21 protein-coding genes are annotated in these 25,965 nt (G+C 69.6%); 10 read left to right on the top strand and 11 right to left on the bottom strand.

Going from position 1 to position 25,965, the window contains the following annotated elements:
* Positions 1-77 precede the first annotated feature (77 nt).
* Positions 78-1,334: a helix-turn-helix transcriptional regulator gene (locus IF64_RS0116225; protein ID WP_030532968.1), complete on the bottom strand. Its 1,257-nt coding sequence runs from the start codon at positions 1,332-1,334 to the stop codon at positions 78-80.
* A 145-nt stretch (positions 1,335-1,479) separates the two neighbouring features.
* On the opposite strand from IF64_RS0116225, the gene IF64_RS0116220 reads away from it, so the two are divergent.
* From IF64_RS0116220 to IF64_RS0116200, 5 genes are all read left to right on the top strand, one after another.
* Positions 1,480-2,565 (top strand): S-(hydroxymethyl)mycothiol dehydrogenase, encoded by a 1,086-nt coding sequence (locus IF64_RS0116220; RefSeq protein WP_030532967.1) that lies wholly within the window; start codon positions 1,480-1,482, stop codon positions 2,563-2,565.
* Positions 2,562-3,188, top strand: a complete 627-nt coding sequence (locus IF64_RS0116215; RefSeq protein WP_030532966.1) for an MBL fold metallo-hydrolase — start codon at positions 2,562-2,564, stop codon at positions 3,186-3,188. The genes IF64_RS0116220 and IF64_RS0116215 overlap by 4 nt, the downstream gene beginning before the upstream one ends.
* Before the next feature lie 260 nt (positions 3,189-3,448).
* Positions 3,449-5,917 (top strand): molybdopterin oxidoreductase family protein, encoded by a 2,469-nt coding sequence (locus IF64_RS0116210; RefSeq protein WP_030532965.1) that lies wholly within the window; start codon positions 3,449-3,451, stop codon positions 5,915-5,917.
* Entirely contained in the window at positions 5,914-6,396 is a 483-nt protein-coding gene (locus IF64_RS0116205) for a hypothetical protein (RefSeq protein WP_030532964.1), read from the top strand. Before IF64_RS0116210 ends, IF64_RS0116205 begins: the two co-directional genes overlap by 4 nt.
* Before the next feature lie 156 nt (positions 6,397-6,552).
* Positions 6,553-6,780: a DUF6480 family protein gene (locus IF64_RS0116200; RefSeq protein ID WP_030532963.1), complete on the top strand. Its 228-nt coding sequence runs from the start codon at positions 6,553-6,555 to the stop codon at positions 6,778-6,780.
* Between the two features lie 6 nt (positions 6,781-6,786).
* Here IF64_RS0116200 and IF64_RS0116195 read toward each other — a convergent pair whose 3' ends face one another.
* Positions 6,787-7,182: a DUF5997 family protein gene (locus IF64_RS0116195; protein WP_030532962.1), complete on the bottom strand. Its 396-nt coding sequence runs from the start codon at positions 7,180-7,182 to the stop codon at positions 6,787-6,789.
* Between the two features lie 57 nt (positions 7,183-7,239).
* Between IF64_RS0116195 and IF64_RS0116190 the strand changes: the two genes are divergently transcribed.
* Entirely contained in the window at positions 7,240-8,037 is a 798-nt protein-coding gene (locus IF64_RS0116190; RefSeq protein WP_030532961.1) for a LysR family substrate-binding domain-containing protein, read from the top strand.
* Positions 8,038-8,053: 16 nt separating this feature from the next.
* Here the strand turns inward: IF64_RS0116190 and IF64_RS0116185 are convergent, their stop codons facing one another.
* From IF64_RS0116185 to IF64_RS0116150, 8 genes are all read right to left on the bottom strand, one after another.
* A complete protein-coding gene (locus IF64_RS0116185; protein WP_211252597.1) occupies positions 8,054-8,734 on the bottom strand; it encodes a CPBP family intramembrane glutamic endopeptidase in 681 nt (226 codons plus the stop codon).
* Between the two features lie 48 nt (positions 8,735-8,782).
* Positions 8,783-9,409, bottom strand: coding sequence for a bifunctional 4-hydroxy-2-oxoglutarate aldolase/2-dehydro-3-deoxy-phosphogluconate aldolase (eda, locus tag IF64_RS0116180; protein WP_030532959.1), 627 nt, complete (start codon positions 9,407-9,409; stop codon positions 8,783-8,785).
* Positions 9,406-11,310 carry a phosphogluconate dehydratase gene (edd, locus tag IF64_RS0116175; RefSeq protein WP_036876878.1) on the bottom strand — a complete coding sequence of 635 codons (1,905 nt, stop codon included), beginning with the start codon at positions 11,308-11,310 and terminating at the stop codon, positions 9,406-9,408. The genes eda and edd overlap by 4 nt, the downstream gene beginning before the upstream one ends.
* A 146-nt stretch (positions 11,311-11,456) precedes the next feature.
* Entirely contained in the window at positions 11,457-12,377 is a 921-nt protein-coding gene (locus IF64_RS0116170; protein WP_030532957.1) for an SMP-30/gluconolactonase/LRE family protein, read from the bottom strand.
* The gene (locus IF64_RS25510; RefSeq protein WP_036876877.1) at positions 12,374-12,997 is read right to left on the bottom strand and encodes a bifunctional 4-hydroxy-2-oxoglutarate aldolase/2-dehydro-3-deoxy-phosphogluconate aldolase; all 624 of its coding nucleotides are present in this window, start codon (positions 12,995-12,997) and stop codon (positions 12,374-12,376) included. The genes IF64_RS0116170 and IF64_RS25510 overlap by 4 nt, the downstream gene beginning before the upstream one ends.
* Positions 12,994-13,800, bottom strand: coding sequence for an SDR family NAD(P)-dependent oxidoreductase (locus IF64_RS0116160; RefSeq protein ID WP_051757913.1), 807 nt, complete (start codon positions 13,798-13,800; stop codon positions 12,994-12,996). Before IF64_RS0116160 ends, IF64_RS25510 begins: the two co-directional genes overlap by 4 nt.
* Positions 13,801-13,888: 88 nt before the next feature.
* Complete coding sequence (locus tag IF64_RS0116155) at positions 13,889-15,655, bottom strand: IlvD/Edd family dehydratase (protein ID WP_051757912.1); 1,767 nt, start codon at positions 15,653-15,655, stop codon at positions 13,889-13,891.
* Entirely contained in the window at positions 15,652-17,988 is a 2,337-nt protein-coding gene (locus tag IF64_RS0116150) for a glycoside hydrolase family 31 protein (RefSeq protein WP_051757911.1), read from the bottom strand. The genes IF64_RS0116155 and IF64_RS0116150 overlap by 4 nt, the downstream gene beginning before the upstream one ends.
* 109 nt (positions 17,989-18,097) lie before the next feature.
* Between IF64_RS0116150 and IF64_RS0116145 the strand changes: the two genes are divergently transcribed.
* Together IF64_RS0116145 and IF64_RS0116140 are read left to right on the top strand one after the other, a co-directional pair.
* Positions 18,098-19,624 (top strand): MFS transporter, encoded by a 1,527-nt coding sequence (locus IF64_RS0116145; protein WP_030532952.1) that lies wholly within the window; start codon positions 18,098-18,100, stop codon positions 19,622-19,624.
* A gap of 111 nt (positions 19,625-19,735) precedes the next feature.
* Complete coding sequence (locus IF64_RS0116140; RefSeq protein ID WP_030532951.1) at positions 19,736-20,491, top strand: IclR family transcriptional regulator domain-containing protein; 756 nt, start codon at positions 19,736-19,738, stop codon at positions 20,489-20,491.
* Positions 20,492-20,516: 25 nt separating this feature from the next.
* Here IF64_RS0116140 and IF64_RS0116135 read toward each other — a convergent pair whose 3' ends face one another.
* Positions 20,517-21,368 (bottom strand): glycine/sarcosine N-methyltransferase, encoded by an 852-nt coding sequence (locus IF64_RS0116135; protein WP_030532950.1) that lies wholly within the window; start codon positions 21,366-21,368, stop codon positions 20,517-20,519.
* A 559-nt stretch (positions 21,369-21,927) separates the two neighbouring features.
* Here IF64_RS0116135 and scpC point away from each other — a divergent pair.
* Together scpC and IF64_RS26655 are read left to right on the top strand one after the other, a co-directional pair.
* Positions 21,928-23,439, top strand: a complete 1,512-nt coding sequence (gene scpC / locus IF64_RS0116130; RefSeq protein WP_030532949.1) for a succinyl-CoA:acetate CoA-transferase ScpC — start codon at positions 21,928-21,930, stop codon at positions 23,437-23,439.
* Between the two features lie 722 nt (positions 23,440-24,161).
* The gene (locus tag IF64_RS26655; RefSeq protein WP_048807256.1) at positions 24,162-24,662 is read left to right on the top strand and encodes a DUF4383 domain-containing protein; all 501 of its coding nucleotides are present in this window, start codon (positions 24,162-24,164) and stop codon (positions 24,660-24,662) included.
* Positions 24,663-25,965: the final 1,303 nt, after the last annotated feature.

Raw genomic sequence — 25,965 nt, 5'->3', positions numbered from 1 at the left:
ACGGCAACGGGAGGGCGCAACACGGCGTCCGGAAGGCGCAACACGGCGTCGGGAGGGCGCAACACGGCGTTCTGGGGTTACGTGGTCGTCGCTGTCAGGGCCAACGCTGCCGCCTCGCCGCGGGTGCTGACGTCGAGTTTGTGCAGCACCCGGGTGACGTGGAACTTGACCGTGCTCTCCGTGACCCCCAGGTCGGCGGCGATGGCCTTGTTGCGCTTGCCCTGCGCCAACAGGTCGAGCACCTCACGTTCGCGCCGGTTGAGGTTCGTCAGCCTCGTCTCGACACCGGTGTCCGCGGGCGGATCCAGCGGCAGGCGGATCGTCACCCGGCTGCCCCAACCCGGCGTGGCGTCGACGTCGACCGTGGCGCCGAGCGTGCGGGCCCGGCCCTGCAACTGCCGGAGCAACGACGACGTGTCGAGCGCTCCGGTGCTCTGATCACGCACGTCGACCGTGAGCGTCGTGTCGTCGTGCGTCCACGCGATCCGCAGCCGCGTCAACTCCGGATCGGCGGTCAGCGCCAGCACCGCCGTGCGCGTCATCGCCCGTGCGGCGTGCGCGATGTCGCCGGGCAACGCCCGTCCCGCACCGGTCGGCGCCGCGAACTCGATCGGCGCCTCGTGGTGCCGCAACATCTGCCGGATCTCGCTGCGCAGCACGCCGAACGCGGCGGCGGCCGCCTCGTGCGACAACGCCTGCTCCGCCTGCTGGGCCGTGCGCAGCGCCACCAGCGCCGACGACGCCGCATCACGCGCCGCGGTCCGTGCCCGCGTGTCGTCCAGCTCGGCTGACCGCAACGTCGTCAAAAGTCCCACCAGCGTCGACTCGTGTGCCGTGGCCAGCTCCGCGATCGTGCGCTCCCGTTCGAGCGCGGCCGCGCGCGACTCAGCCAGGTAGTCCGGACTGGCCTGGGCCACCTGCTGGCGGATCGACGTCGCCACGATGCCGAACAACGCCGCCAGCAGCCTCGGTTCGGGCAGCGGCCGCCCCGGCGAGCGGGGCACCAGCAGGAGCAGCATGTCCGACGGATCGCGCACCACCCACGCCGTACGCTCCTCGCCCGCGACGGCGAACCTCGCGCACACCGGCGTCCCCGGATCGACGGATGTCTTCACCTGTTCGAGCTCACTGATCGTGACCTTGTTGAGCATCTCGACGTCGCCGGTCACCTTGCGGGGGCGGCCTGCGCACTCCCGGGTGAAGATGATCAGCGCCGTGTGTGGCCAGCGTGATGCCGTGAGCTGCGACAGGCGGCGCGCGATGTCGTGCAACGGCCCGTCGAGCACCTCGCGCAGGCCGATCAGGGCGGTGGCAGGGTCCGGCTCGTCCGACATTCCGCCACTCTAACTGGTCGGAGGTCGAGGTATTGCTGTCCCTTCGGCCAGGTCAGGTGAGTGGCGTGGCGCACTAGTCTCACGTGCACATGCGCGGATGCGCATGCCTTTCTGTCTTTCCCGCCGACGCGAAGGAACACCCCAGATGCCACAACAGGTCCGCGGCGTCATCGCCCGCTCCGAGGGAGCTCCCGTCGAGCTCACCGACATCGTCATCCCCGACCCCGGACCCGGTGAGGTCGTGGTCGCGGTCGCCGCGTGCGGCGTGTGCCACACCGACCTGACCTACCGTGACGGCGGGATCAACGACGAGTTCCCGTTCCTGCTCGGTCACGAAGCCGCGGGCACGGTCGAGAGCGTCGGCGAGGGTGTGGACTCGGTGCAGCCGGGCGACTTCGTCGTGCTGAACTGGCGCGCCGTGTGCGGCCAGTGCCGTGCTTGCAAGCGCGGCCGCCCGCAGTACTGCTTCGACACGTTCAACGCGACGCAGAAGATGACCCTCACCGACGGCACCGAGCTCAGCCCGGCGCTGGGCATCGGCGCGTTCGCCGACAAGACCCTGGTACACGCCGGGCAGTGCACGAAGGTCGACCCGTCGACCGATCCCGCAGTGGCCGGCCTGCTGGGCTGCGGCGTCATGGCGGGCATCGGTGCGGCCGTGAACACCGGCGGCGTGACGCGCGGCGACTCGGTGGCCGTCATCGGCTGCGGCGGTGTCGGTGACGCCGCGATCGCGGGTGCCCGCCTGGCCGGCGCATCCCCGATCATCGCCGTGGACCGGGACCCGAAGAAGCTCGACTGGGCCGTCGACCTCGGCGCCACGCACACGATCAATGCCGCGGAGACCGACGCTGTCGAAGCGATCCAGGAGCTCACCGGCGGGTTCGGTGCCGACGTCGTGATCGACGCCGTGGGCAGGCCCGAGACGTGGAAGCAGGCCTTCTACGCCCGTGACCTGGCCGGCAAGGTCGTCCTGGTGGGCGTGCCGACGCCGGACATGCGTCTGGAGATGCCCATGCTCGACTTCTTCTCCCACGGCGGTGCGCTCAAGTCGTCGTGGTACGGCGACTGCCTGCCCGAACGTGACTTCCCGATGCTCGTCGACCTGTACGAGCAGGGCAGGCTGCCGCTCGACAAGTTCGTCACCGAGCGCATCACGCTCGAGGACGTCGAGAAGGCCTTCCACACCATGCACGCCGGCGAGGTGCTGCGTTCGGTGGTGATCGTGTGAGCGCGCGGATCGACAACGTCGTCACCAGCGGTGTCTTCGAACTCGACGGCGGAAGCTGGGAGGTCGACAACAACGTCTGGCTCATCGGCGACGACAACGACGTGGTGATCGTCGACGCCGCGCACGACGCCGACAAGATCACCGAGGCGGTCGCGGGCCGCAACGTCGTCGCGGTGGTGTGCACCCACGGGCACAACGACCACGTCACCCACGCCCCGCAGCTCGGCGAGAAGTTCGACGCGCCCGTGCTGCTGCATCCGGCGGATCGGCCGCTGTGGGAGATGACGCATCCGGGCGCGGCGTTCACCGAGCTCGAGGACGGCGCGCGGCTGCAGGTGGCCGGCACCGACATCGAGCTGCTCCACACGCCGGGGCACTCGCCGGGATCGATGTGCCTGTACCTGCCCGAGGCCAAGGCGCTGTTCTCCGGGGACACGCTGTTCTCCGGCGGCCCCGGTGCGACGGGGCGGTCGTTCTCCGACTTCCCGACGATCATCGGCTCGATCCGGGACCGGCTCTTCAGCCTGCCCGCCGACACGCGTGTCCACACCGGACACGGCGACGGCACCACGATCGGCACCGAGGCGCCGCACCTGGAGGAGTGGATCGCGCGCGGCTACTGAGCCGCGCTTCTGAACTGCAGCTTCTGTGACGGGGGGGGGGGGGGGCGGGGGGGGGCGGCCCCCCCGCCCCTTTTCTCTCGCCCCCCTGTTTTTGTCGTGCGGTTGGGGGGGGGGGGGGCGGGCCCCCGGCCCCCCCCCCCCGCCGGTTCTTTTCCAGGGCACAGCGTTTCGTGGTTACCGGGCCCGGCCCCTGGGTACGCCCGATGCGCCCGCGGCAGCAGACACCGAGCTGTCACCTGAAGGCGCACCGGAGGAGGTACATGGGCCGCCGAGACCGCATCGCCGAACCGTGGGGACGTCGCACTCCGTACGGCCGCGGCGCGAGCTGGCCCGTGCGCGTCGACGCCGCGCTCGAGGACGGCATACGCGGCGAGGACGTCGAACGGTGGGTGCCGTCGGCCTCGATCCTGCACTCCAACGGTGACGCCCTCGACATCGCCGTCGCCGGCGGGCGCATCGTCGGTGTCCGGGGCCGCCGCGACGACCGCGTCAACCACGGCCGGATCGACCCCAAGGATCTGTTCGCGTGGCGGGCGAACGCCTCGCCGGACCGGCTGCGCGCACCGCTGGTCCGCCGCGAAGGCCGGCTGGTCGAGACCGACTGGGACACCGCGATGGACGAGATCGTCCGGACCAGTCGGCAGGTGCTCGACCGGCACGGACCCGGCGGAATGGGCTTCTACACCAGCGGACAGCTGTTCCTGGAGGAGTACTACACGCAGGCCGTCATCGGACGCGGTGCCATCGGCACCAACCACGTCGACGGCAACACCCGGCTGTGCACCGCCACCGCCGCGCAGGCGCTCAAGGAATCGTTCGGCTCCGACGGACAGCCCGGATCGTACGGCGACATCGACCATGCCGACGTCATCGCGCTGTACGGGCACAACATGGCGGAGACGCAGACGGTCCTGTGGAGCCGGATCCTCGACCGGCTGGCCGGGCCCGAGCCGCCCCGGATCCTCTGCGTGGACCCGCGCCGCACACCGGTGTCGGAGGCGGCGACGGTGCACCTCGCGCCCCTGCCGGGCACGAATCTGGCGCTGATGAACGGAATCCTGCACGAGCTCATCACGCGCGACCTGGTCGACCGCGACTACGTCGACGCCCACACCGTCGGATTCGCCGAACTGGCCGACCGGGTGCGCGACTATCCGCCCGAGGAGGCGGGCCGCATCAGCGGCGTCGACCCCGGCGACATCCGCGCGGCCGCGCAACTCGTGGCCTCGGCCGATCGGCTGTTGTCCACCGTGCTGGAGGGCTTCTACCAGTCGAACCAGGCCACCGCCGCGGCCGTGCAGGTCAACAACGTGCACCTGGTACTCGGCATGCTCGGTCGACCGGGCGCCGGCGTCCTGCAGATGAACGGCCAGCCCACCGCGCAGAACACCCGTGAGTGCGGCGCGAACGGCGACCTGCCCGGCTTCCGCAACTGGAGCAACGAGGCCCACGTGGCCGAGCTGGCCGAGCTGTGGAACGTCGACGTCATGCACATCCCGCACTACGCACCGCCCACGCACGCCATGCAGATGATCCGCTACGCCGAGCAGGGTTCGCTGCGTTTTCTATGGGTGACGGCGACGAATCCGGCCGTGTCGCTTCCGGAGCTGCGGCGCATCCGCTCCGTGCTCGGCGACGACCGGCTGTTCCTGGTGGTGCAGGATCTGTTCCGGACGGAGACGGCCGAACTCGCCGACGTCGTGCTGCCCGCGGCGACCTGGGGTGAGAAGACCGGCACGTTCACGAACTCCGACCGCACCGTGCACCTGTCCGCGAAGGCCGTCGACCCACCGGGAGCGGCTCGGTCCGATCTGGACATCTTCCTCGACTACGCGCGGCGGATGGACTTCCGGGACGCCGACGGCAATCCGCTGCCGAACTGGCACGATCCCGAGTCGGCGTTCGAGGCATGGAAACGGTGCAGCGCGGGCAGACCGTGCGACTACACGGGCATCACCTACGAACGTCTGCGCACCGAGGGCGGCATCCAGTGGCCGTGCACATCGGACAGTCCGGAGGGCACCGAGCGGCTGTACACCGAGGGCGGTTTCTGGGCCGCCCCCGACGTCTGCGAGGACTACGGCAAGGATCTGCTCACCGGTGCGCCGCTCGAACCGACCGAGTACCGCACGATGAACCCGTCGGGCAAGGCGGTGCTGAAGGCCGCGGGCTATGTCCCGCCCCACGAGTCGGCGACGGCCGAGCTGCCGTTCGTGCTCATCACGGGCAGGACGCTGTACCAGTTCCACACCCGCACCAAGACCGGTCGGGCCGCGCAGCTCAACGACGCCGCTCCCGAGGTGTGGGCCGAACTCTCCCGCGGTGACGCGGAACGGCTCGGCGCGGCGGAGGGTGATCTGCTCGAACTGGCCAACCCGCGAGGACGGTTGCGCGCGCGGCTGCGGATCACCGGAATCCGGGACGGCACGGTGTTCCTTCCGTTCCACTACGGATACTGGGATCAGGACGCCGACGAGGGCCGCGCGGCCAACGAGCTCACCGTCACCGACTGGGATCCGGCGTCCAAGCAGCCGATCTTCAAGACCGCGGCCGTCGCCGTGCGGCGCGTCGTCGCGGGCGAGGGCACACCGGCACCCGCGCCGACGACCACGGCATCGGCGCCGGTGACCGGCGGCGTCCCACCGACGCGTGGAGGACCTGCTGCCGAGGTCGACGAGTCACCGGATCCGGTCGAAGGCGCCGGACACCACAGGGGGAATCGGGCATGAAACTCGCGTTGGCGTTACGGGAGTTGCACCGTTCCGAGCGGAATCTGGCTGTGTGCCTGCTGCACGTCGCACAGCGCCACCGCGCCGACGCGGGCGTGAGTCACCTGGCGGGTGATCTCGCGCGCTGGTCGCGCCAGCACGTGGCGGAACTTGCCACGGTCGGCGGTCGGTACGGGCTGCGCATGCGCGCCGAGCCGACCTACGGCTCGCAGCAGGTCGCCCGTTTCTGGCGTGCGACGGGGGACCGGTTCGGCAACCGGCCCGAGATGGGTCTTCTGCTGCTGGCTGATCTGCGCAAGGTGCACCGGAAGGCGGCCGGGGTGTCGGTGGACTGGGAGCTGTTGGCACAGGGCGCGCAGGCCGCCGAGGACGGCGAACTCCTCGACCTGGCGCGGCGTTGTCACCCGCAGAGCCTGCGGCAGATGCGCTGGGCGAACGCGCGGCTCAAGGAGCTGTCCCCGCAGATCCTGGTGAGCTGACCGAGACCGGGGCCGGGTTCTCGCCGTGATGCCGGGCTCGGTGGCTCTCGTTTCGCCCGCGCCGGGCTCGGGTACGCGTCGGCGAGACCGGGCATCGAAGGTGCCGGTGAGATCGGGCATGGAAGGTGCCGAAGTATCGAAGGGTGAGGAACGTCGATGACGGCACAACCGCCGGACCCGTCGCCGGACGAGACCCCGGGTCTGGAGCCGGGCGGCAGCGTCCGGCCCGGCGACACGCCGCCGGAGTCGGGGCAGACGTCGGGCCTGTCCCACCGGGAACCGGAACCACCGCGCGTGCTTCCGGCCGCGACGATCGCCCTGTCGGCTCTGGCCGTTCTCCTCGTGGTGGGGATCTTCGTGGTGATGATCGTCCAGATCTGGTGACCGGGGTCAGGAACGGCCGGTCTTCTTCTCCGTGGCGGCGGCTTGCTTCTTGGCGGCCTCTTCGCGCTTCACCTCGGCGTAGGTGGCGCGTTCGCGCTGGAGCCAGTCCGGGTTCTCGTCCTTGATCGCGTTGATCTGCTCGGTGGTGAGCGGCTCCGTGAGCCCGGCGCGGGCGAGTCCGCTGATCGAGACGCCGAGCTTCGCGGCGACCACGGGGCGCGGGTGGGGGCCGTTGCGGCGCAGGTCGCGCAGCCACTCGGGCGGCGAGGTCTGCAACTCGTCGAGTTCGTCGCGGGATACCACGCCCTCCTGAAACTCGGCGGGCGTGGCTTCGAGGTAGACCCCCAGCTTCTTCGCCGCGGTGGCGGGCTTCATCGTCTGGGAGGTCTTGCGCGACGTCATGGCTCCAGGGTATCCGCACGGTACGTGCCCGCCGACCACGCCCGGTAATCTGGCCGGGTGAGCACCCCTGACGAGAGCGACGAGCCGCCGGTGTTCCGGCTCGCCCATGTCCCCGGGGTCATCCCGGACAAGTGGGTGCGGAAATGGGGCGAACGCGTCCCCGACGTCCCGTTGCAGCTCGTCACGGTGCCGGCCGCTGAGGCCGCCGACCGGGTGCGCGACGGCAGCGTCGACGCGGTGCTGCTGCGCCTGCCGACCGACCGCACCGGGCTGCACGCCATTCCGCTCTACACCGAGACGACCGTGGTCGTCGTCGAGAAGGAGCACGTGCTCACCGTCGCCGACGAGCTGTCGGTCGAGGACCTCGACGACGACGTCGTGCTGCACCCCCACGACGACACGTTGGCGTGGGACGAGCTTCCCGGCAAGCCTGCGATCGCCCGTCCCGACACCACGGCCGGCGCCATCGAGCTGGTCGCCGCCGGCGTGGGGGTGCTGATCGTGCCGCAGTCGCTGGCGCGGCTGCACCATCGCAAGAGCCTCACGTACCGGCCGTTGGTCGGCACCGAGCAGCGTCCGGTACCGCAGTCACAGGTCGCGTTGTCCTGGCCCGAGGGCGAGACGTCGGAGCTGATGGAGGAGTTCATCGGCATCGTCCGCGGCCGCACCGTCAACTCCACCCGCGGTCGCGGTCCCACACCGAAACAGCCGAAGCAGGGCAAGCAGCAGGCGCCGAAGCAGGATCGGCGCAGCTCCCACGCGCCGAAGCGCGGAGGCGGGCGCAGGGGAGGCCCGGGTAAACCGGGACGGCCCGGCTCGGGTGGCAGGGGCGGCAGGCCGCGGCGCAGGTGGTGAGTGCCTTTACGCCAGGTCAGGCCGCTCCGTGGTAGACGAATCGGCCGAGGCCGACGGTGAACAGCAGGAACCCGTAGAGACCGTGCTCGATCGACACGGCCAGCAGTGACCTGCTGCGGGCGTATCGCCAGGCGAACAGCGCGCCGCCCGCCGTGGTGGCGAGTACGGCGAAGAGGTTGCCGAAGATGATGTGGGCGAAGCCGAACGCGGCCGCGCTCGCGACGATCATCCCGGTGCCCGTGCCGAACACCGGTGCGTACCGCCGGAACAGGAACGAACGGAAGATCAGTTCCTGCGGATACACGCTCAGTACCGGATAGCCGACAGCGACGATCGCCCAGACGAGCGGCTCCTCGCGTGGCATGGCGAACAGGTCCGCAGGCAGGAACACCGCCACGCCGGCCACCGCGACGGCGCACGCGACGGCCCACAGCCCGAGGATCGACCGGAGCTGCCCGCGTACCGCGGAGGCCCGCCACAGGTCGCGCCGGTCGAAATCGCCGACCCGCAGCAGGTACACCACGCTGGCCACGCCGAGTACGACCAGGAACGGAATGGGGCTGACGCCGTCGGCGAACACGGAGAACACCGCGATGACGCCGAAGAACAACGCCAGGAACTCCGCAGCGAGGCCGACCCGCCTTGCCGTGGACGGCAGCTCCCGCGGCGTCGCCGGTGTGAGGTCGTCGGTCAACACTGCACCGAGACTACGTGGAGCGCGCCCGGCGCGCCCCGGCAACGTTGCTCAACCGCCGAGGGCGGCGGCTTCCTTCGCCAGGCTTTCGATCCTCGCGAAGTCGCCCTCCGCGACGGCGTCCTTCGGCGTCAGCCAGCTTCCCCCGACACAGCCCACAGTGGACAGCGCGAGGTAGTCCGCGGCGTTGGAGACGCTGACGCCGCCGGTGGGGCAGAACCTCAGGTGCGGCAGGGGACCGGCGAACGCCTTCAGTGCCGCCGGGCCGCCGCTGGCCTCGGCGGGGAAGAACTTCAGCGTGTCGAGACCGCGCTCGGCCAACCGCATCGCCTCCGACACCGTCGCGGCGCCGGGCAGGAACGGCAGGCCGGTTGCGGTCACGGCGTCGAGCAGGGAATCCGTGGTGCCCGGCGTGACCAGGAACGCTGCGCCCGCCTCAGCCGCTTGCCTGGCTTGCTCGGGCGTGGTCACCGTGCCCGCGCCGACGACGATGTCGGGCACCTGCGCGGCGACCTTCTCGATGGCCTCCAACGCGGCGGGGGTACGCAGCGTCAGTTCGATCGCACCGATCCCGCCCGCCAGCAATGCGCGTGCGACGTCGGGTGCGGTGTCGGCGTCGTCGAGCACCACGACCGGCATGACCGGCGACAGATCGAGCAGTTCCGAGCTGGTTGTCACGACGTTCCTCCCACGTGGGCCTCGGGTTTCGTGGTGGTGACGCCGAAGTGGGCGGGCGTCACCGGGCCGAACACGCTCGCCCCTGCGTCGGCGGGACCGACGCTGCGGCGCAACGCCGCGAACAGTTCGCGACCCGTGCCGACCCATTGCGTCTCGTCCGGCGCACCGTCGGTGGGCTTCCTGGCGTCGAGTTCGGCCGCGTCGAGGTGGACGTCCAGCGTTCCCGCGTCGCTGTCCAGCCGAACCACGTCGCCGTCGGCGATGCGCGCGAGCGGTCCACCGGCGGCGGCCTCGGGGGTGAGGTGAATGGCCGCGGGGATCTTGCCCGACGCCCCGGACATCCGGCCGTCGGTGAGCAACGCGACGCGGTGGCCGCGGTCCATGAGCACCCCGAGCGCAGGCGTGAGGCCGTGCAGTTCGGGCATGCCGTTGGCGTGCGGACCCTGGTTGCGCAGGACCACCACGACGTCGCGGTCCAACTCACCCGCGCGGAACGCGGCGTCGAACTCGGCCTGCGTGCCGAACACCCGCGCGGGCGCCTCGACGACCCGGTTCTCCGGCGCCACCGCGGACACCTTGATCACCGCGCGGCCGAGGTTGCCCTGCACCATGCGCAGTCCGCCGTTGTCGGCCATGGGCCGCGACACGGGGCGCAGCACCGATTCGTCGAGGCTGCGGTCGGTCGCCTCCCGCCACGTGAGCCGGTCGCCGTCGAGGATCGGCTCCCTGCGGTAGTGGTCGAGTCCGCGGCCCGCGACGGTGCGTACGTCGCGGTGCAGCAGGCCCGCGTCCAGCAGGGTGCCGACGAGGAACTGCACGCCGCCCGCCGCGTGGAAGTGGTTGATGTCGGCGCTGCCGTTGGGATAGACGCTGGCCAGCAGCGGGACGACGGCGGAGAGGTCGGAGAAGTCGTCCCACGTCAGCTGGATCCCCGCGGCCGCCGCGATGGCGACGAGATGCAGCGTGTGGTTGGTCGAACCGCCCGTCGCGAGCAGCGCGACCAGGCCGTTGACGACCGAACGCTCGTCGACGACCTCGCCGAGCGGCGTGTACTCCTCGCCGCGGGAGATCTCGACGATGCGCCTGCCCGCCTCCTCGGTCAGGGCCTTGCGCAGCGGCGTACCGGGGTGCACGAAGCTGGCTCCCGGCAGGTGCAGCCCCATCACCTCGACGACGAGCTGGTTGGAGTTGGCCGTGCCGTAGAACGTGCAGGTGCCCGGCGAGTGGTAGGAGGCGGCCTCGGCCTCGAGGAGGTCCTCCCGCGTCGCCTTGCCCTCGGCGTACAGCTGGCGGATGCGCGCCTTCTCCTTGTTGGGCAGGCCGGACGTCATGGGGCCCGCAGGCACGAGCATCGCGGGCAGGTGGCCGAACGACAGTGCTCCGATGAGCAGTCCGGGCACGATCTTGTCGCACACGCCGAGCAGCAGCGTGCCGTCGAACATGTCGTGCGACAGCGCGACGCCGGTGGCCATGGCGATGACGTCGCGGCTGAACAGGGACAGCTCCATGCCCGCGCGGCCCTGCGTGATGCCGTCGCACATCGCGGGGACGCCGCCGGCGAACTGGGCGACGCCGCCGGCCTCGCGCGCCGCGGCCTTGATCCACTCCGGGAACTCGTGCAGCGGCTGGTGTGCCGACAGCAGGTCGTTGTAGGCCGACACGATGGCGATCCCCGGTTTCCGCAGGCCGCTCATGGCGAGGCGGTCCTCGCCAGCGCAGGCCGCGAAACCGTGGGCGAGGTTGCTGCAGCCCATGGCTGCCCTGGCGGGAGCGGACTGCGCGGCGGATCCGGCTGCGGAGATGCGGGCCAGGTAGGCGGCCCTGGTCTCGCGGCTGCGTTCCGCGATGCGGGCGGTGACTTCGTCGACGACGGGGTGGACGTGCTCTGGCGCGTGATTCACGAGCGGCTCCGGTCGGTGTGGGCGCGTGTCCTCCGTGGAGCTGACACGATACAGAAGCGCCGACCTGGAATCAAAATCGATTCAGTAACGGACGTGAAGTGCCAGGTGGTCGCCGTGCGAGACGTCGGCGGGCCGCTCGGGTGCGGTCAGTCCAGCGCGAGCGGCGGCGAGGGCAGTCCGCGCACGCCGGGATCGAGGCGCAGCAACCGACCGGCCAGCGGCTGCGCCGCACGCTCGGCCTCCGACAGCGGTTCCCATCCCGTGGTGACGAACAGCTGCGTGAGGTCGGGGCCGCCGAAGGCGACGCTCGTCGGATGCGACACCGGCAGCGCGATCACCCGGTCGAGTGCGCCGTCCGGGGTGTATCGGCGGATCTCGCCGCCGAGGATCATCGCCACCCAGATGCATCCCTCGGCGTCCACGGTCAGACCGTCGGGCCTACCGCCGGAATCCGAGACGTCCGCCAGCACCCTCCGCCCGGTGGGCACACCGGTGCCGGGGTCGTAGTCGAAGACGTCGACGCGCAGGGTCGGACTGTCGGCGTAGTACAACCGCGTGCCGTCCGGGCTCCAGCCGAGCCCGTTCGACACCGTCGCGCCCGTGGCGACGGGCACCAGGTCCTCGTCGAGGCGGTACAGCGCCGCGGTGCCCGGTTCCTTGTCGAGGTGCATCGTGCCGATCAGCAACCGGCCGCGCGGGTCGCAGCCGCCGTCGTTGAACCGCATCCTCGGCTGCGGCGTCAGTCCGGCCAGCTCGCCCACGACCTCACCGCCGGAGATCTCGAGCAGCGTGTTGTCCCGCGCGACGGCGACCGTGCCGCGGTCGGTCGGGAACGCCGCGGCGACCTCCCCGCCGAGGACCGTGCGGGCCGTCTCTCCGTTCGCCGTCTCTCCGTTCGCTGTCTCTCCGTTCGCTGTGGTGCCGTTCGCTGTGGTGCGGTGCAGCGCGCCGCCTGCGATGTCCACCCACAGCAGGGTTTCCGTGGCCGGATCCCAGCACGGCCCCTCGCCGAAGCGGGCGCGCACGTCACCGACCGGCTCGACGTCCTCGACGTTCCGGGCGCTCATGCCGTCTCCTCGCAGGCGCGCAGGAACTCGCCGGTGCGCTCGTGCACCCGCGCCGGGTCGAACGCGCCGTCGGGCTGCGCGCCGAGCAGGTGATGGCCGACCGCGAGATGGCGAACGCCGGCCTCGCCCAGTTCGCGGGCGAGCTCGGGGGTCACCCCGCCGCTGGCCATGACCCGAAGGTCGGGCATCGGACCGCGCAGCTGGCGGACGTAGTCGGCGCCGACGGCGTTGATGGGGAAGACCTTCACGACGTCGGCACCGGCACGTCGGGCCGCCATGATCTCGGTGGGGGTGAACGCACCGGGCACCGACACGAGGCCCTCGCCGCGGGTGCGGGCGACGACGTCGGTGTCGAGGTGCGGCGACACGACGAACCGCGCGCCCGCCGCCGCCGACGCGGCGACCTCCTCGGCCGTGGTGACCGTGCCCGCACCGACGAGCGCATCCGCCGGGAGTTCGGCTCCCAGCAGTGCGACCGTCTCCATCGGACGGTCGCCGGTCATCGTGACCTCGAACCCGCGTACGCCGCAGTCGTACAGCGCCGTGCTGAGTTCGAGTGTGGCCGCCGGGCTCATGCTCCGGAACACCACGGTGATCGTGGGCAGACTCGTTTCCGTCATCGGTCCCTCCCTGCGGTGACGTCGCGCTCGCCGAGCGGGTCGGGCCTGCGGCTCAGCTGCCGGCCACCGTCGACGGGGATGATCGCACCCGTGATGAACGCCGAGGCGTCGGAGGCGAGGAACGCCACGACATCGGCGACCTCGTCCGGGGTACCCGCACGGCCGAGCAGGGTCGGCGGCGCGCCGTCGTCGCCCCAGCTCCTGCCACCCAGCGTGGCCAAAGTGGACGACGTGTTGACGACGCCGGGCGCGACGGCGTTGACCCGAACGCCCCACGGCCCGAGTTCGACCGCGAGCGCCCTGGTGGCCGCGCGGATCCCGCCCTTGGTGGTCACGTACGGACCGTAGCCGGGGACGGGCAGGTCCTCCTGCAGGCTGCAGAAGTTGACGATGCAACCCTGCTCGCGGCCCGCTGCGTGCAGCCCGCGGGCCACGGCCGTGCTGAGGTAGCCCGTCGCGACGACGTTCACCGCCAGCACCCGTGTCCAGTCGTCCAGTGAGGTGTCGAGGAAGCCGCCCTGCGGTGAGTAGGCCGCTGCGCAGTTGACGAGGACGTCGAACCCGGGCGCCTGTTCGGCGCGACGGGCCAGGTCCTCGAGCTGCTGTCGGTCGGCGAGGTCGACCACCTCGCCGGTCAGCGTCCCGGCCGATCCGTCGTGGTCGCCGCCGAGGCCGGTCACCGCCTCGTCGCGATCCACGCCCAGCACGCTCATGCCGCGGCGCGCGAGATCGTGGGCGACCACCTCGCCGATGCCGGTCGCCGCACCCGTGACGAGCGCCCTGCGCCCGCTCAGCCCTGTCATCGTCGTCCTCTCCGTGTCGGTGCTGCTTTCATCGTGCGTAGGCGGTGTTCACAGGCCCCGTTCACCGGCCCCGTTCGCCAGACGCCGTTCACAGGTGGCGCCTGGGGATCGCGTGCCCGCGCCGTCCGCGCAGGAAGTCGAGATCGGCACCGGTGTCGGCCTGCCCGACGTGCCGCCGGTACAGCTCGGCCCAGCCGCCGGTGGGCGCATCGGCGTCGCCGGCCGGCGGTGCCTGCTCGGCGCGCCTGGCCAGCTCCTCGTCGTCGACGAGCATGTCGATCCTGCGCTTGGCGACGTCGAGATGGACGCGGTCACCGCTGCGCAGCAACGACAGCGGGCCGCCCGCGGCCGACTCGGGGGCGACGTGCAGCACGATCGTGCCGTACGAGGTGCCGCTCATCCGGCCGTCGGTGATGCGCACGATGTCGCGGACGCCGGCGTCGAGCAGTTTCTTGGGGATCGACAGGTTGCCGATCTCCGGCATCCCCGGATAGCCGCGCGGGCCCGCGCCGCGCACCACGAGCACGGTCGAGGCCTCGACGGGCAGGTCAGGATCGTCACAGCGTTCGTAGTACTCCTCGACGGTGTCGAAGACCAGTGCGGTGCCCACGTGGTCGGTCAGCTCGGGCGAGGCGGCCGACAGCTTGATCACCGCACCGTCCGGAGCGAGGTTGCCGTGCAGCACGGCGGTCGCCGAACCGGCGGGCTGCACGGGCTCGGCCAGTGGGTGGACCACCTCGGTGTTCCAGTTCCGCGCGCCCGCGTAGTTCTCCGCGACGGTCCGGCCGGTCACCGTGCGCGCGTCGCCGTGCAGCCGGTCGCCGAGTTCGGCGACGACGGCCGGCACGCCACCCGCGTAGCTGAACTCCTCCATGAGGAACCGGCCCGAGGGCAGCAGGTCGACCAGCAGCGGGATGTCGCGGGCCTGCCGGTCGAACTCGTCGACGGGGAATTCCACCTCGGCCCTGCCCGCGAGTGCGCTCAGGTGCACCAGTGCATTGGTGGAGCCGCCGATCGCGGCGTTGAACCGCGCGGCGTTCTCGAACGAGCGCCGGTCGAGGATCGACGACGGGCGCAGGTCCTCGGTGACGAGCTCCACGATGCGGCCGCCCGACTGCTCGGCCAGGCGTGCCCGCTCGGCGTCGACCGCGGGTACCGCCGCGCTCCCGGGCAGTGCGAGTCCCATCATCTCCACCAGACAGGCCATCGTGGACGCGGTGCCCATCGTGGTGCAGTGGCCCGCGCTGCGCGACAGGCACGCCTCGGCCTGTCCGAACTCCTCTCGGCTCATCCGGCCCGCGCGTACCTCCTCGGCGAACTGCCAGACGTGCGTGCCCGATCCGGCGTCCTGGCCGCGGAACTTGCCGTTCAGCATCGGTCCGCCGGTGAGCATGATGGCCGGCAGGTCGGCGCTGAGCGCACCCATGAGCTGCGCGGGCACCGTCTTGTCGCACCCGGCCAGCAGCACTACGCCGTCGAGCGGGTAGGAGCGGAGGTTCTCCTCCACCTCCATCGCCATCAGGTTGCGGTACAGCATCGCCGACGGGCGCATGAGCGTCTCGCCGAGCGACATCGTCGGGAACTCCAGCGGGAATCCGCCCGCCAGCAACACGCCGCGCTTGACCGCCTCGGCGATGTCGCGCAGGTGGCGGTTGCACGGCGTCAGCTCCGACCAGCTGTTGCAGATGCCGATCACGGGCCTGCCGTCGAACATCGCGGGCGACCGGCCCGAGTTGTACAGCTTGGACCGGTGCACGAAACCCATCTTGCCGTCGGCACCGAACCACGACGTGCTGCGACGGGCCGGTTCGGACGGAGCGTTCGGCGGTTCCGGGGTGGGGGACGTGGCTGTCATGACCGTGTTTCTCCCAGATCGTGGCGGATGATGGTCACCGGGATCGGCGAGTCGCCGCCGGAGCTGTCCATCTCGACGGTGAACGGCTCGCCGGCGAAGTCGAGCAGCTCCACGGTGGCGGGCGCGGGGCCGTAGACGTGCAGTTGCCACGGCGCGTCGACCAGATCGTCGGTACCGCGGACCTCCTGGCCGACCTCGACCCGCGGCAGTACCGCCCCGTCGCGCACCAGCACCGGCATCCGGTCCAGGGGCACCGTGTCGGTGTGCAGTGCCGGGCCGGTGTAGCGGGCTCCGGTGATCAGGTCGGTCCAGCCGCCCTCGGGCACGTAGAACCGCCTGCGGACGGGCTCTCCTCCGTCGTCGAAGATCGGCACCGCCAGCAGGTCCGAGCCGAGCAGGAACGCGTCGTCGCGCGTGGTGGCCAGCGCGTCGCGGGGGAACTCGAGCGTCAACGGGCGCAGCATCGGCCAGCCATTGCGGGCCGATTCGTGGGCGACCTGCCACAGGTACGGCAGCAGGGAGTAGCGCAACCGGATCCAGTCGCGGGCGATCGTCAGTGCCTGTTCACCGAAGGCCCACGGTTCGCGCGGCCGCAACCCGTGCGCGCGCATGAGTGGTGACAACGCCCCGAACTGGGTCCAGCGCACGTACAGCTCGGGCGTCAGCTCGGGGCCGAAGAAGCCGCCGATGTCGTGGCCCCACAGCCCCGGCATGCTCATCGCGTGGGACAGACCGCCGCGCAACGTGGCGCGCATCCCCGAGACGGTGGACTCGGCATCGCCGCCCCACTGCGCCGGGTAGCGGTGCGAGCCCGCCCAGCCCGAGCGGCCCCACACCAGCGGCGGACGTCCGGTGTGCTCGGCGATCGCGTCGCTCACGGCGCCGTTGTACTGCAGCGGATACAGGTTGTGGGCGTGCTCGGCGGCGGTGCCGTCGGCGAGCCGCACGTCGTCGGGCAGGCCCTCGCCGAAGTCGGTCTTGAACACGGCGACGCCGTCGTCGAGGAACGGGCCGTGCAGCTGTTGCCACCAGCGGCGTGCGTCGGGGTTGGTGAAGTCCAGCAGCGCTCGCGGGCGGTCGTCGGGGACCGGGGTGCCCGCGATGCCCGCGACCGCACCTTCGGCGTCGGTGACGAGGTACCCGCGTTCGGCGGCCTCGGCATAGCGGGGTGAGGCGGGGTCGAGATACGGCAGCTCCCACACCGACAGGCGCAGCCCGAGCCGTTCCAGCTCCTTGACGAACTCGGCGCGGTCGCCGAACCGTTCGGTGTTCCAGATGAAGTCGCAGTTGAGCCGGTCGACGACGAGCCAGTCGGGATCGGCGTGCAGGATGTCGGCCGGCACCTCGTGCTCCCGCAGCATCCGGCCGACCTCGACCATCTCCGCCGAGGAGTGGTAGCGGCACCGCCCGAGCCAGTAGCCCAGCGCCCACAGCGGCGGAGCGCAGCCGCGCCCGGTGAGTTCGGCGTAGCCGGTGAGCGCGCGTTTCGGTTCCGGTGCGGCGACGACGTAGAGGTCCAGTTCACCGCACTCGGCCTCGATGCCGAGCACTCCGTTACGGGAGTGGCCGACGTCGGCCTCGACGGTCGCGCCGGTGTTGACCAGCGCCAGGTAGCCCGCGGTCGACCACCAGACGGGAGCGGGCTTGTAGGACAGGCCGGTGCCCGTACCGAGGGCGTCCTCGACCCGCAGGCGAAGGCGTTGTCCGTTCTTGACGAACCGCCCGAACTGCTCGCCGAAGCCCAGGATCTCCTCATCCGGGCCGAGTTCGAGGTTCAGGCGCGTGGAATCGCCGAGCAGTACCGCGGGCGCGATCGGCAGACCGGCGACCTGACGAAGCTTGCCCGCCGTGTCGAGCAGCAGCGCGCCGGTTTCGGTGTCCTCAATGGACAGCGCGAACGGCCTGCGTTCCATGACCACCCGCATGCGGCCGCCGGTGACCACGACCGCCTCGTCGCGGTCCTCGACGGTGACTCCGGCATCTCCTCCGGCGAGAGCCTGGCCGTTCGCGCGCACGATGCCGTGTTCGGTCCCCGCCGGGGCCGAGAGCGGCCGGTCCGCCGGGGTGACGGTGAGCCGTAGCGTGTCGCGCCCGATCCACTCGATGCCGACGGTGACGTCGAGGGTGTCCAGCGGGGGAGTGTCGAGCTCGGGCAGGTTCGGCATCGTCGTCTCGATGCCTTGCTCGGCCAGGGATTCCCCGGTGAGGTAGCCGATTCCGTCGGATCCGCGCCGGCAGGAGACGGCGCGAACCCGGGCGGTCACGCCGCCGCCCGCGGTGCCCGTCCGGCGGGTCACCTCCTCGACCTCGCGCAGTAGATGGTGCTCCGTCAACGCCGACTCCTCTCCCTCGGATTTGATCTTGACGCGATCGCGGCCGCAAGCCTACTGTCCGGCAAGAGGTCTTACCAATCCCGACATACCCATCGCAAAGGAACACTTCATGGCCGGCAACGACGCCGTCGTACTGCGGAAACCGGACGATGTCCTGCGCCTGATCGACTCGGGCAGAATCCGTCCGCGCCATCCCGGTCTGGTCAAGATCGTCGCGCTCGGCAGCATCTTCGTCGACGGCTGGGACCTGAGCAGCTTCGGGCTCGGCACGGTGCAGATGACCTCGGAGTTCGACCTGGCCAACTCGGGGATCAGCCTGCACTCGCTGCCGTTCATCTCGGCCGTCGTGCTCATCGGTGCCATGATCGGCGGCCTGTTCGGTGGCTTCCTCACCGATCGCGTCGGCCGCACGAAGATGCTGTTGATCACACTGTTCCTGCTCGTCGGTGCGACGGCACTGGCCGCGGTGGCGCCGAATCCCGAGCTGTTCTGCCTGTGGCGGTTCTTGATGGGGGTGGGTGTCGGCCTCGACGTGCCCGTGGCGCTGGCGTTCGTGGCCGAGTACAGCGCCATCTCGAACAAGGGGCGCAACGTCACGATGGCGCAGGTGATGTCGACCGCGGCCGCGGCCGTGGCGTTCTTCTCCATCATCCCCTTCCACTTCATCGGCGTCGGCGAGAGCCTGTGGCGGTGGGCGATCGGACTCGGCGCCGTACCCGCGCTCGTCGTGCTGATCCTCCGCTTCATCTACACCGGTGAGTCGCCGATGTGGGCGGCGAAGTACCAGGGGCTGGAGAAGGCGGCGGAGATCCTGCGCAAGAACTACGACCTCGAGGTGATCGTCGACGACGAGAGCAAGGGCGTGAAGCAGGCGAAGGAGCGGTTCAGTCCGGGCAGTCTGCTGGCCCTGTTCCGTGCCCCGTACACGGTGCGGACCGTGCTCGTGAGCATTCTCGTGGTGTGCCAGGCGGCGCAGTACTACGCGATCTCGCTCTACACGCCGAAGATCTTCGACGAGCTGTTCCCCGACGACATCGTGCTCGTGCTCGTCCTGTCGGGTCTGGCCAACGTGATCGGGGTCGTCGGCGCGCTGTTCTGCGTGTTCGGTGTGCAACGGCTGGGGTTGCGCCTGCTGGGGTTGATCGGCTTCTCGATCACGGCGAGCTGCCTGGCGATCATCAGCGGTGCGTTCACGCTGTTGATCGCACCGATCTCGGTGGTGCTCATCGCGGTGTTCTACTGGGCCCACAACTTCGGTGCCGGCTATGTCGGGACCGCGATGGGCACGCTGTCCTACCCGACGGCGATCCGCGGCATCGGCGGCGGCTACACCCAGGCGATCACGCGGGTCGGCGGCATCGTGGGCGCCGCGGCGTTCCCCATCCTGCTCGACGCGCAAGGCATGCAGTTCACCATCGGCGCGATCGTCCTCGCGCCACTGATCGCCATCATCTCGCTGATCGTCATCCGCTGGGATCCGGTCGGCAAGGACGTCGAAGAGCACGAGGAGTCCGAGGAGTCCGGGGGGTTGGAGCCCGGCGACGTGTCGGCCGTCGAAGCCGGTGGTGAATCCGGTGGTGAAGCGGGTCGTGATCCCGGGTTCGATTCCGATCCCGTGCCGAGCGAAACCCGCTGAGCCCCCCGGCGCTTCGAGTCCCGCCCATCGGCGGCCGAGCGGATCGAGGAGTGTGCCGAGCGGTCGATGGACTAAACTGCCTGGTCACGCGAATCGAAGCGGGGGTGTTGCGTGCGTTCGGTGGAACGGACGATGGCCGTGCTGCGGGTGTTCTCGGCCGAGCAGCCCGAGCTCACACTGACCGAGGTCGCCAGGGCCAGTGGTCTGGACCGAGCGGGGGCGCGGCGCATCCTGCTGGCACTGGTCGAGCTCGGGTACGTGCGCCAGGATCAGCGCCGGTTCGCACTGACCTCGCAGGTCCTGGAGTTCGGCCACGCCTATCTGTCGAGCCGGTCGCTGCCGCAGATCGCCGAGCCGCACCTGCGGCGGCTCACGGCCGAGGTGCGCGAGATGACCGCGTTGGCCGTGCTCGAGGACACCGAGATCCGCTACGTCGCGCAGGTGCCCAGCCCGAAACTGCTGGGCGTGGAGATCCCCGTGGGCACCCGGTTGCCCGCGCACGCCACGTCGATGGGCAAGGTGCTGTTGGCCGCGATCGCACCCGAACGACTGGAGGCGGGGTTGCGCTCGGCCGAACTGCCCGCGCTCACCCGGCACACCGTCCGAAGCCGCACGGAACTGCTGGCCGAGCTCGCCGAGATCCGCAGGCAGGGCTACGTGATCGCCGACGACGAGCTCGAGGAGGGGCTGCGCGGCGTCGCTGTCCCGGTGCACGACGCCGACGGCCGTGTGTGCGCGGCGGCGAACGTCTCGCTCGACGTGCGCTCCTCCACCGAGGAAGGCGTGCGCCGCGAGATCGTGCCGTTGCTGGCGCAGACCGCGGCGCGCATCGAGGCCGATTTGAAATTGAAGCCGCGGCGCCGGTGAACTCCCCGGCGCCGCGGCGGTCACGTCAGTCGGCGAGCTCGGCGAGGTAGCTCTTCTCGGCGACGTGGATGTAGAAGTCGGGTTCGCGGTCCCCGGCGGTCTCCTGGAAATCGCCGAATGTCTCGATCCGCTGGAATCCGACGTCGCGCAGCAGCCCGCGCAGGTAGTCCCGGCGCAGCGGGTACATGTTCAGGAAGTACTCGCCGCCGTCGTCGAAGGTGTACTTGTAGCGGGCCAGGCCCTCGTCGACGTGGTCGGGAACGGCGTTGACCTCCTCGCCGCAGTAGTAATAGGTGCTCTTGCCGGTGGTCTTGCCGTCGAGCAGCGCGTCGTAGTTGCGCTGGTCGATGATCAGCACGCCGTCGTGCTTGAGTACCGAGTAGAACTCGGCGAGTGCCTTGCGCCGATCGTGTTCGGAGAACAGGTGCGTGAACGAGTTGCCGAGGCAGATCACCGCGTCGAATTCGCCGTGCACGTCGCGTTTGAGGCTGCGCCAGTCGGCGTGGACGAGCCGCAGCAGATGGCCGCCGTGTTCGAGGCCGTTCCGGAACGCCTTGGCCAACATCTGCGGGCTGCCGTCGGCGCTGATGGTGTCGAATCCGGCCTCGGCCAGCTGGACGGAGTGAAAACCCGTGCCGGTCGCGGCGTCGAGCACGCGGGTGACTCCGCGGGAGGTGAGCTGGTCGACGAAGAAACGCCCCTCGCCCTCGGCGCGGCGCTGCCAGTCGATCAGGTCGTCCCACTTGTCGACGATGCCGCCCACGTATTCCTGGGCGTAGTGGTCGCTCTCCCGGACCGCGATGGGGTCGTCACCGAATTCCTGTTCGTGCAGCCGGAAGAATTCACTCGTGCTGTCGACCTGAACGTCTTCAGACATGGTCCCTTTCCTTGAATCGTCTGCGAGAACGACTGCGCGCGTCGGCGAATATGCCGAGCCGGAATTCCGACGTCGCCGCCGACACTAATCGCGAGCGAGATCGGGACAAGGCCGCTGAGCGTGCTGTGGCGCTCGTCCTGCGTTGCCGGGCGTCGTCCGGCCGAACGCGGCGCAGCGCGCTCTACCAGCGGGTCCACACCTCCGGCGAGCTGCCGGCGTAGGTGCCGGAAATCCGATTCGGGGCGCGTTCGCCCCGCGCACCCGGGCGGTCGCCGAGCGAACAACGGCGGTTCGGGCACGTGTGTTCGCTGGGCGACAACGACGTTCGCCGAGCGAACGCACGTCGCGGGAATCCGGCCGGCCGGGTCGCCCGGGCCAGCCTTCGGTGACCAGCGGGTTTCGAGTGGGCAGCCGGCGGATGACCATGTTCGGTGGTGCACGTCACAGAGAGCGGCGGCTGTGGCTGCGCTTACGCTCCCGACCGATCCGGTGCGCCCGCACCGCGGCGGCCGGGTCGACCTCACTTCGGTTCGACCTCACTGTGGCGGAAGGACGGCTGATGACCGGGCGCATTCGGAATCGCGAGCTGGCGGCCAAGGTGATGGACGCGGACGCGGCGGCGTCCCTGATCAGCAGCGGCGACAACGTCGGGATGAGCGGCTTCACGGGCGCGGGGTACCCCAAGGAGGTGCCGGGGGCGCTCGCCAAGCGCGTCGCGATGGCCGAGGAGCGCGGCGACCCGATGAAGGTCGGGCTGTGGACCGGAGCCTCGACCGCCCCCGAACTCGACGGCGCGCTCGCCGAGGTCGAGGGCATCGAGATGCGCCTGCCCTACCAGTCCGACCCCGTCACCCGCGCCAAGATCAACGACGGCCGCATGGACTACACCGACATCCACCTCTCGCACGTCGCGCAGCGGGTGTGGCAGGGCGTGTTCGGTGAGCTGGACGTCGCGGTGGTCGAGGTCAGCGGCGTGACCGAGGAGGGCAGGTTGATCCCCTCGTCGTCGGTCGGCAACAACAAGACCTGGCTCGAGCAGGCCGACCGCGTGATCCTCGAGGTCAACGCGTGGCAGAGCGAGCACCTCGAGGGCATGCACGACGTCTACTACGGGACCGCGCTTCCGCCGCGCCGCATGCCCGTGCCGATCACCCGCCCCGAGGACCGGATCGGTGTGCCGTACCTCGAATGCCCGGCGGAGAAGATCATCGCCGTGGTGCCCACCGAGGCACCCGACCGCAACTCGGCGTTCTCCCCGGTCGACGGGACGTCGCAGCGGATCGCGGGGCACGTGTTGGACTTCTTCGACTCGGAGGTGCGGGCCGGGCGCCTTCCCGGCGAGTTGCTGCCGCTGCAGTCCGGCGTCGGCAATGTGGCCAACGCGGTGCTCGCCGGACTGCGGGACGGGCCGTTCGACGGCATGACGGCCTACACCGAGGTGATCCAGGACGGCATGCTCGACCTCATCGAGTCGGGCAAGCTGCGGATGGCCTCGGCGACCGCGTTCTCGCTCAGCTCGGCGGCGGTGGACCGGTTCAACCGGAACGCAGCGGACTTCCGCGACCGGATCATCCTGCGTCCACAGGAGATCAGCAATCATCCGGAGGTCGTGCGCAGGCTCGGCTGTCTGGCCATGAACGGCATCGTGGAGGCCGACCTCTACGGCAACATCAACTCCACGCACCTGATGGGAAGCCGGATCCAGAACGGCATCGGCGGTTCGGGCGACTTCGCCCGCAACGCGCACGTGTCGATCTTCGTGACCCCATCGGTGGCCAAGGGCGGGGCGATCTCGACGATCGTGCCGATGGTCTCCCACGTCGACCACACCGAACACGACGTGGACGTGATCGTCACCGAGCAGGGGCTCGCCGATCTGCGTGGCCTGTCCCCGCGGCGACGTGCCGAGCTGGTCATCGACCGGTGCGCGCACCCGGATTTCCGTCCTATGCTGCGGGACTACCTCGAGCGCGCGACGGAGTCGGCGTACGGCAAGCACACGCCGCACCTGCTCGGCGAGGCACTGTCCTGGCACCAGCGGTTCGTGGAGAGCGGCACGATGCGCCCGTGATGGTCGGGGCCAAGAGGCCAGCTGGGTAGTCCGGACGCCGCAGTACCGACGACTTCGTTCCGAGCGCCACCTGTCTGCCGACGCGGCATCACGGTACGCCGACAGAGCGATCCTGTGCTTGCAACACTACTCAGCCGGCTGTTGTCCCGCGTTCGCAGCTGTTCGCCGGGCGTCGATGGGCCCGGCAACTGAGCTCTATTGTCGATGACCTGTCGATCACGTAGCCGCTGCAGACGGCATGGTGGAGCGTGCTGTGCCGGTGCCTGCCCGCCTACCTGGCGGACACGGGCCGAGCGCGCATTTCGGCGTGATCGCGACCGGATGACATCAAGGCCCCCCGGCGGCAGGCGCTGAGCGAGTCGTCACGGCGCGGCGGCGCCGTGCAGCAGCGCGTGAACCGACCCGGCCCTTCGTTCAGCCCGTCCGTCCGCTTGCCATGAGCGGCTTGGTGCCGGGCCATGACGTTCCGACCAGCGGTTCTGCGTACCGTTGGCGTCCATCGAACGACGAGGTTGCTGGCATCGCTCGCACCCTGCTCCCGGATCGCACATCGAGGTGTGTCTTCAGCGGTCGACGTGGGTAGCCGCACACGGTGAAGAGCTGAACCCGACGAAGTGAAGGGCGGCCCGGGCGGGAGTAGTCCATCGCGAACAGTGTTGACCTGCAGCGCGCGTGCGTATGGGCGCGTTTCAGATGGTCACTGTCCTGTGAAGGGAGATTCGATGAGCGCGGTGAATTCCAGCAGCCAACGTGGAAAATACCCGATACAGTACGCCGCGGTCGGGGTAGGCGCGGTGTTTCTAGTCGTCGGAATTCTCGGATTTATTCCTGGTGTGACGACGGGATACGACGGAATGACCTTCGCCGGTCACGAGTCGACCGCGATGCTATTGGGAATATTTCATATTTCGATACTGCACAACATAGTACACTTGATTTTCGGTGTGGCGGGCTTGCTGCTGGGTCGTTCGCTGCCTGGGTCGCGGTACTATCTCGTCGGGGGCGGGATCGTCTATCTGGTTTTGTGGGTTTACGGCCTCGTCGTCGACCTGGAAAGTGGAGCAAACTTCGTGCCGTTGAACACTGCGGATAACTGGCTTCACCTTTTCCTTGGTATTGGGATGATTGCGCTAGGAATTGTTCTTTGGCGAATGAGTGCCGTTGACTCCGCCGGCCGTTCACGAGCGGCGGAGGATAGGCCCGGAGGTTTCGCGAATCCATAGTGTCCAACCAAATTTCGTCAGACCGCGTCATTCATCCGAAAACAACTCAACTGATGGAGGTTCTACATGTTGACGATGTTGCGTAACAAAGGGATTCGATCGGAGCATATGTTCGCTGCTGGAATGGCCTCGATCGGACTCAGCGTGTTGAGTTGGGCGGCGTCAATGAATGCGGCGGAGTCGACGGCTCGTGCCGACCGTTGGGGAATCTTCGTTGGCGAGTGGGCGCCCAGTTTCTTCGCATTGGGAGTAGCGCTACGTATCGATGAGAATGAGTCCGGCAAGGGCGGCCGAGGTCGATGACTCCGTAAGTGGAAACTCCGTCGAACAAGCCGCCACGGCGGGCAGACAAGAGGAGCCGTAACGTTGCTGGCGCCACTAGGTGGCAACAACGATCGTCTTGGCCAGCATCAAGTTGGCGCGGCGGAGCTTCCACGGTGCCCGTATGAGCAGTCTTGCGTGATAACTGTCTGGCCGTGCCGGGATGGTTATCACGCAAGATGCTGCGCTCCGAGGGCGACTCGGGAAGAACGGCCCATCGAGCCCCTGTTTTACGGCAGCGGCGTGAACACCGGTAGCGCACTTGTAACGCTGACTGGCCGCGCAGGAGTCCTTGCGCTCGGTGATGGCCCTCGATCCCGTGCTATTGGACGGCACGCTGCATTGCTGATGAGGTATGCGGGTGTCCATAGGTGGCGGTGTATGTACGTGCTATGGGACTGAAGCCGCTGGCGATGTGGTGATCGTGCTGTCGGGCTCCTGGGTACATTCACGTGGGCGGTCAGCGGGCCTCGGACTTCGGACGGACGTGCTTACCGGTTCTGTCCATGGCCGGATGGACAACGTTCTCGGGGTTTGATGGTCGTCGGACCTGTGCACGTGGATTGCACGTGGACCGCCGTATATCGCCGGGCGCAGCCGGTGCCCGCCGGGTACGACATGAATCGGCCCCTACCGCGTTTCCGCTGGTAGAGGCCGATTCATAGTGTTCAGACGGGGCGCCCTCGGCAGGATTCGAACCTGCGACACCTGCCTCCGGAGGGAACTCATCTGGCGTGTCGCCGATTCCTACCTGGGGTTTTGTTGTCGCTGGACTCGCACCACGGCCCGCTGGAGCCGCTGTTGCCGGCAGTTCGCACCACGACTCGCACCACGCCTGCACGGTGCTCGCCTGCGGCGTTCATGAGGTCAGGGTTCGAATCCCCTTAGAGCTTGTCTCAGTTGGTTTGTTGGAGTCGTTTGAAGCAGACGAGGGCGGCGGCCAGCGCGAGGAAGGCTGTGAAGGTGTCGGCGCGGCGTTCGT

Source organism: Prauserella rugosa (genome assembly GCF_000719975.1).
GTDB classification, from domain to species: domain Bacteria; phylum Actinomycetota; class Actinomycetes; order Mycobacteriales; family Pseudonocardiaceae; genus Prauserella; species Prauserella rugosa.
Note: the sequence above shows the minus strand (reverse complement) of the source record. Positions and strands in the feature narration are given on the sequence as shown.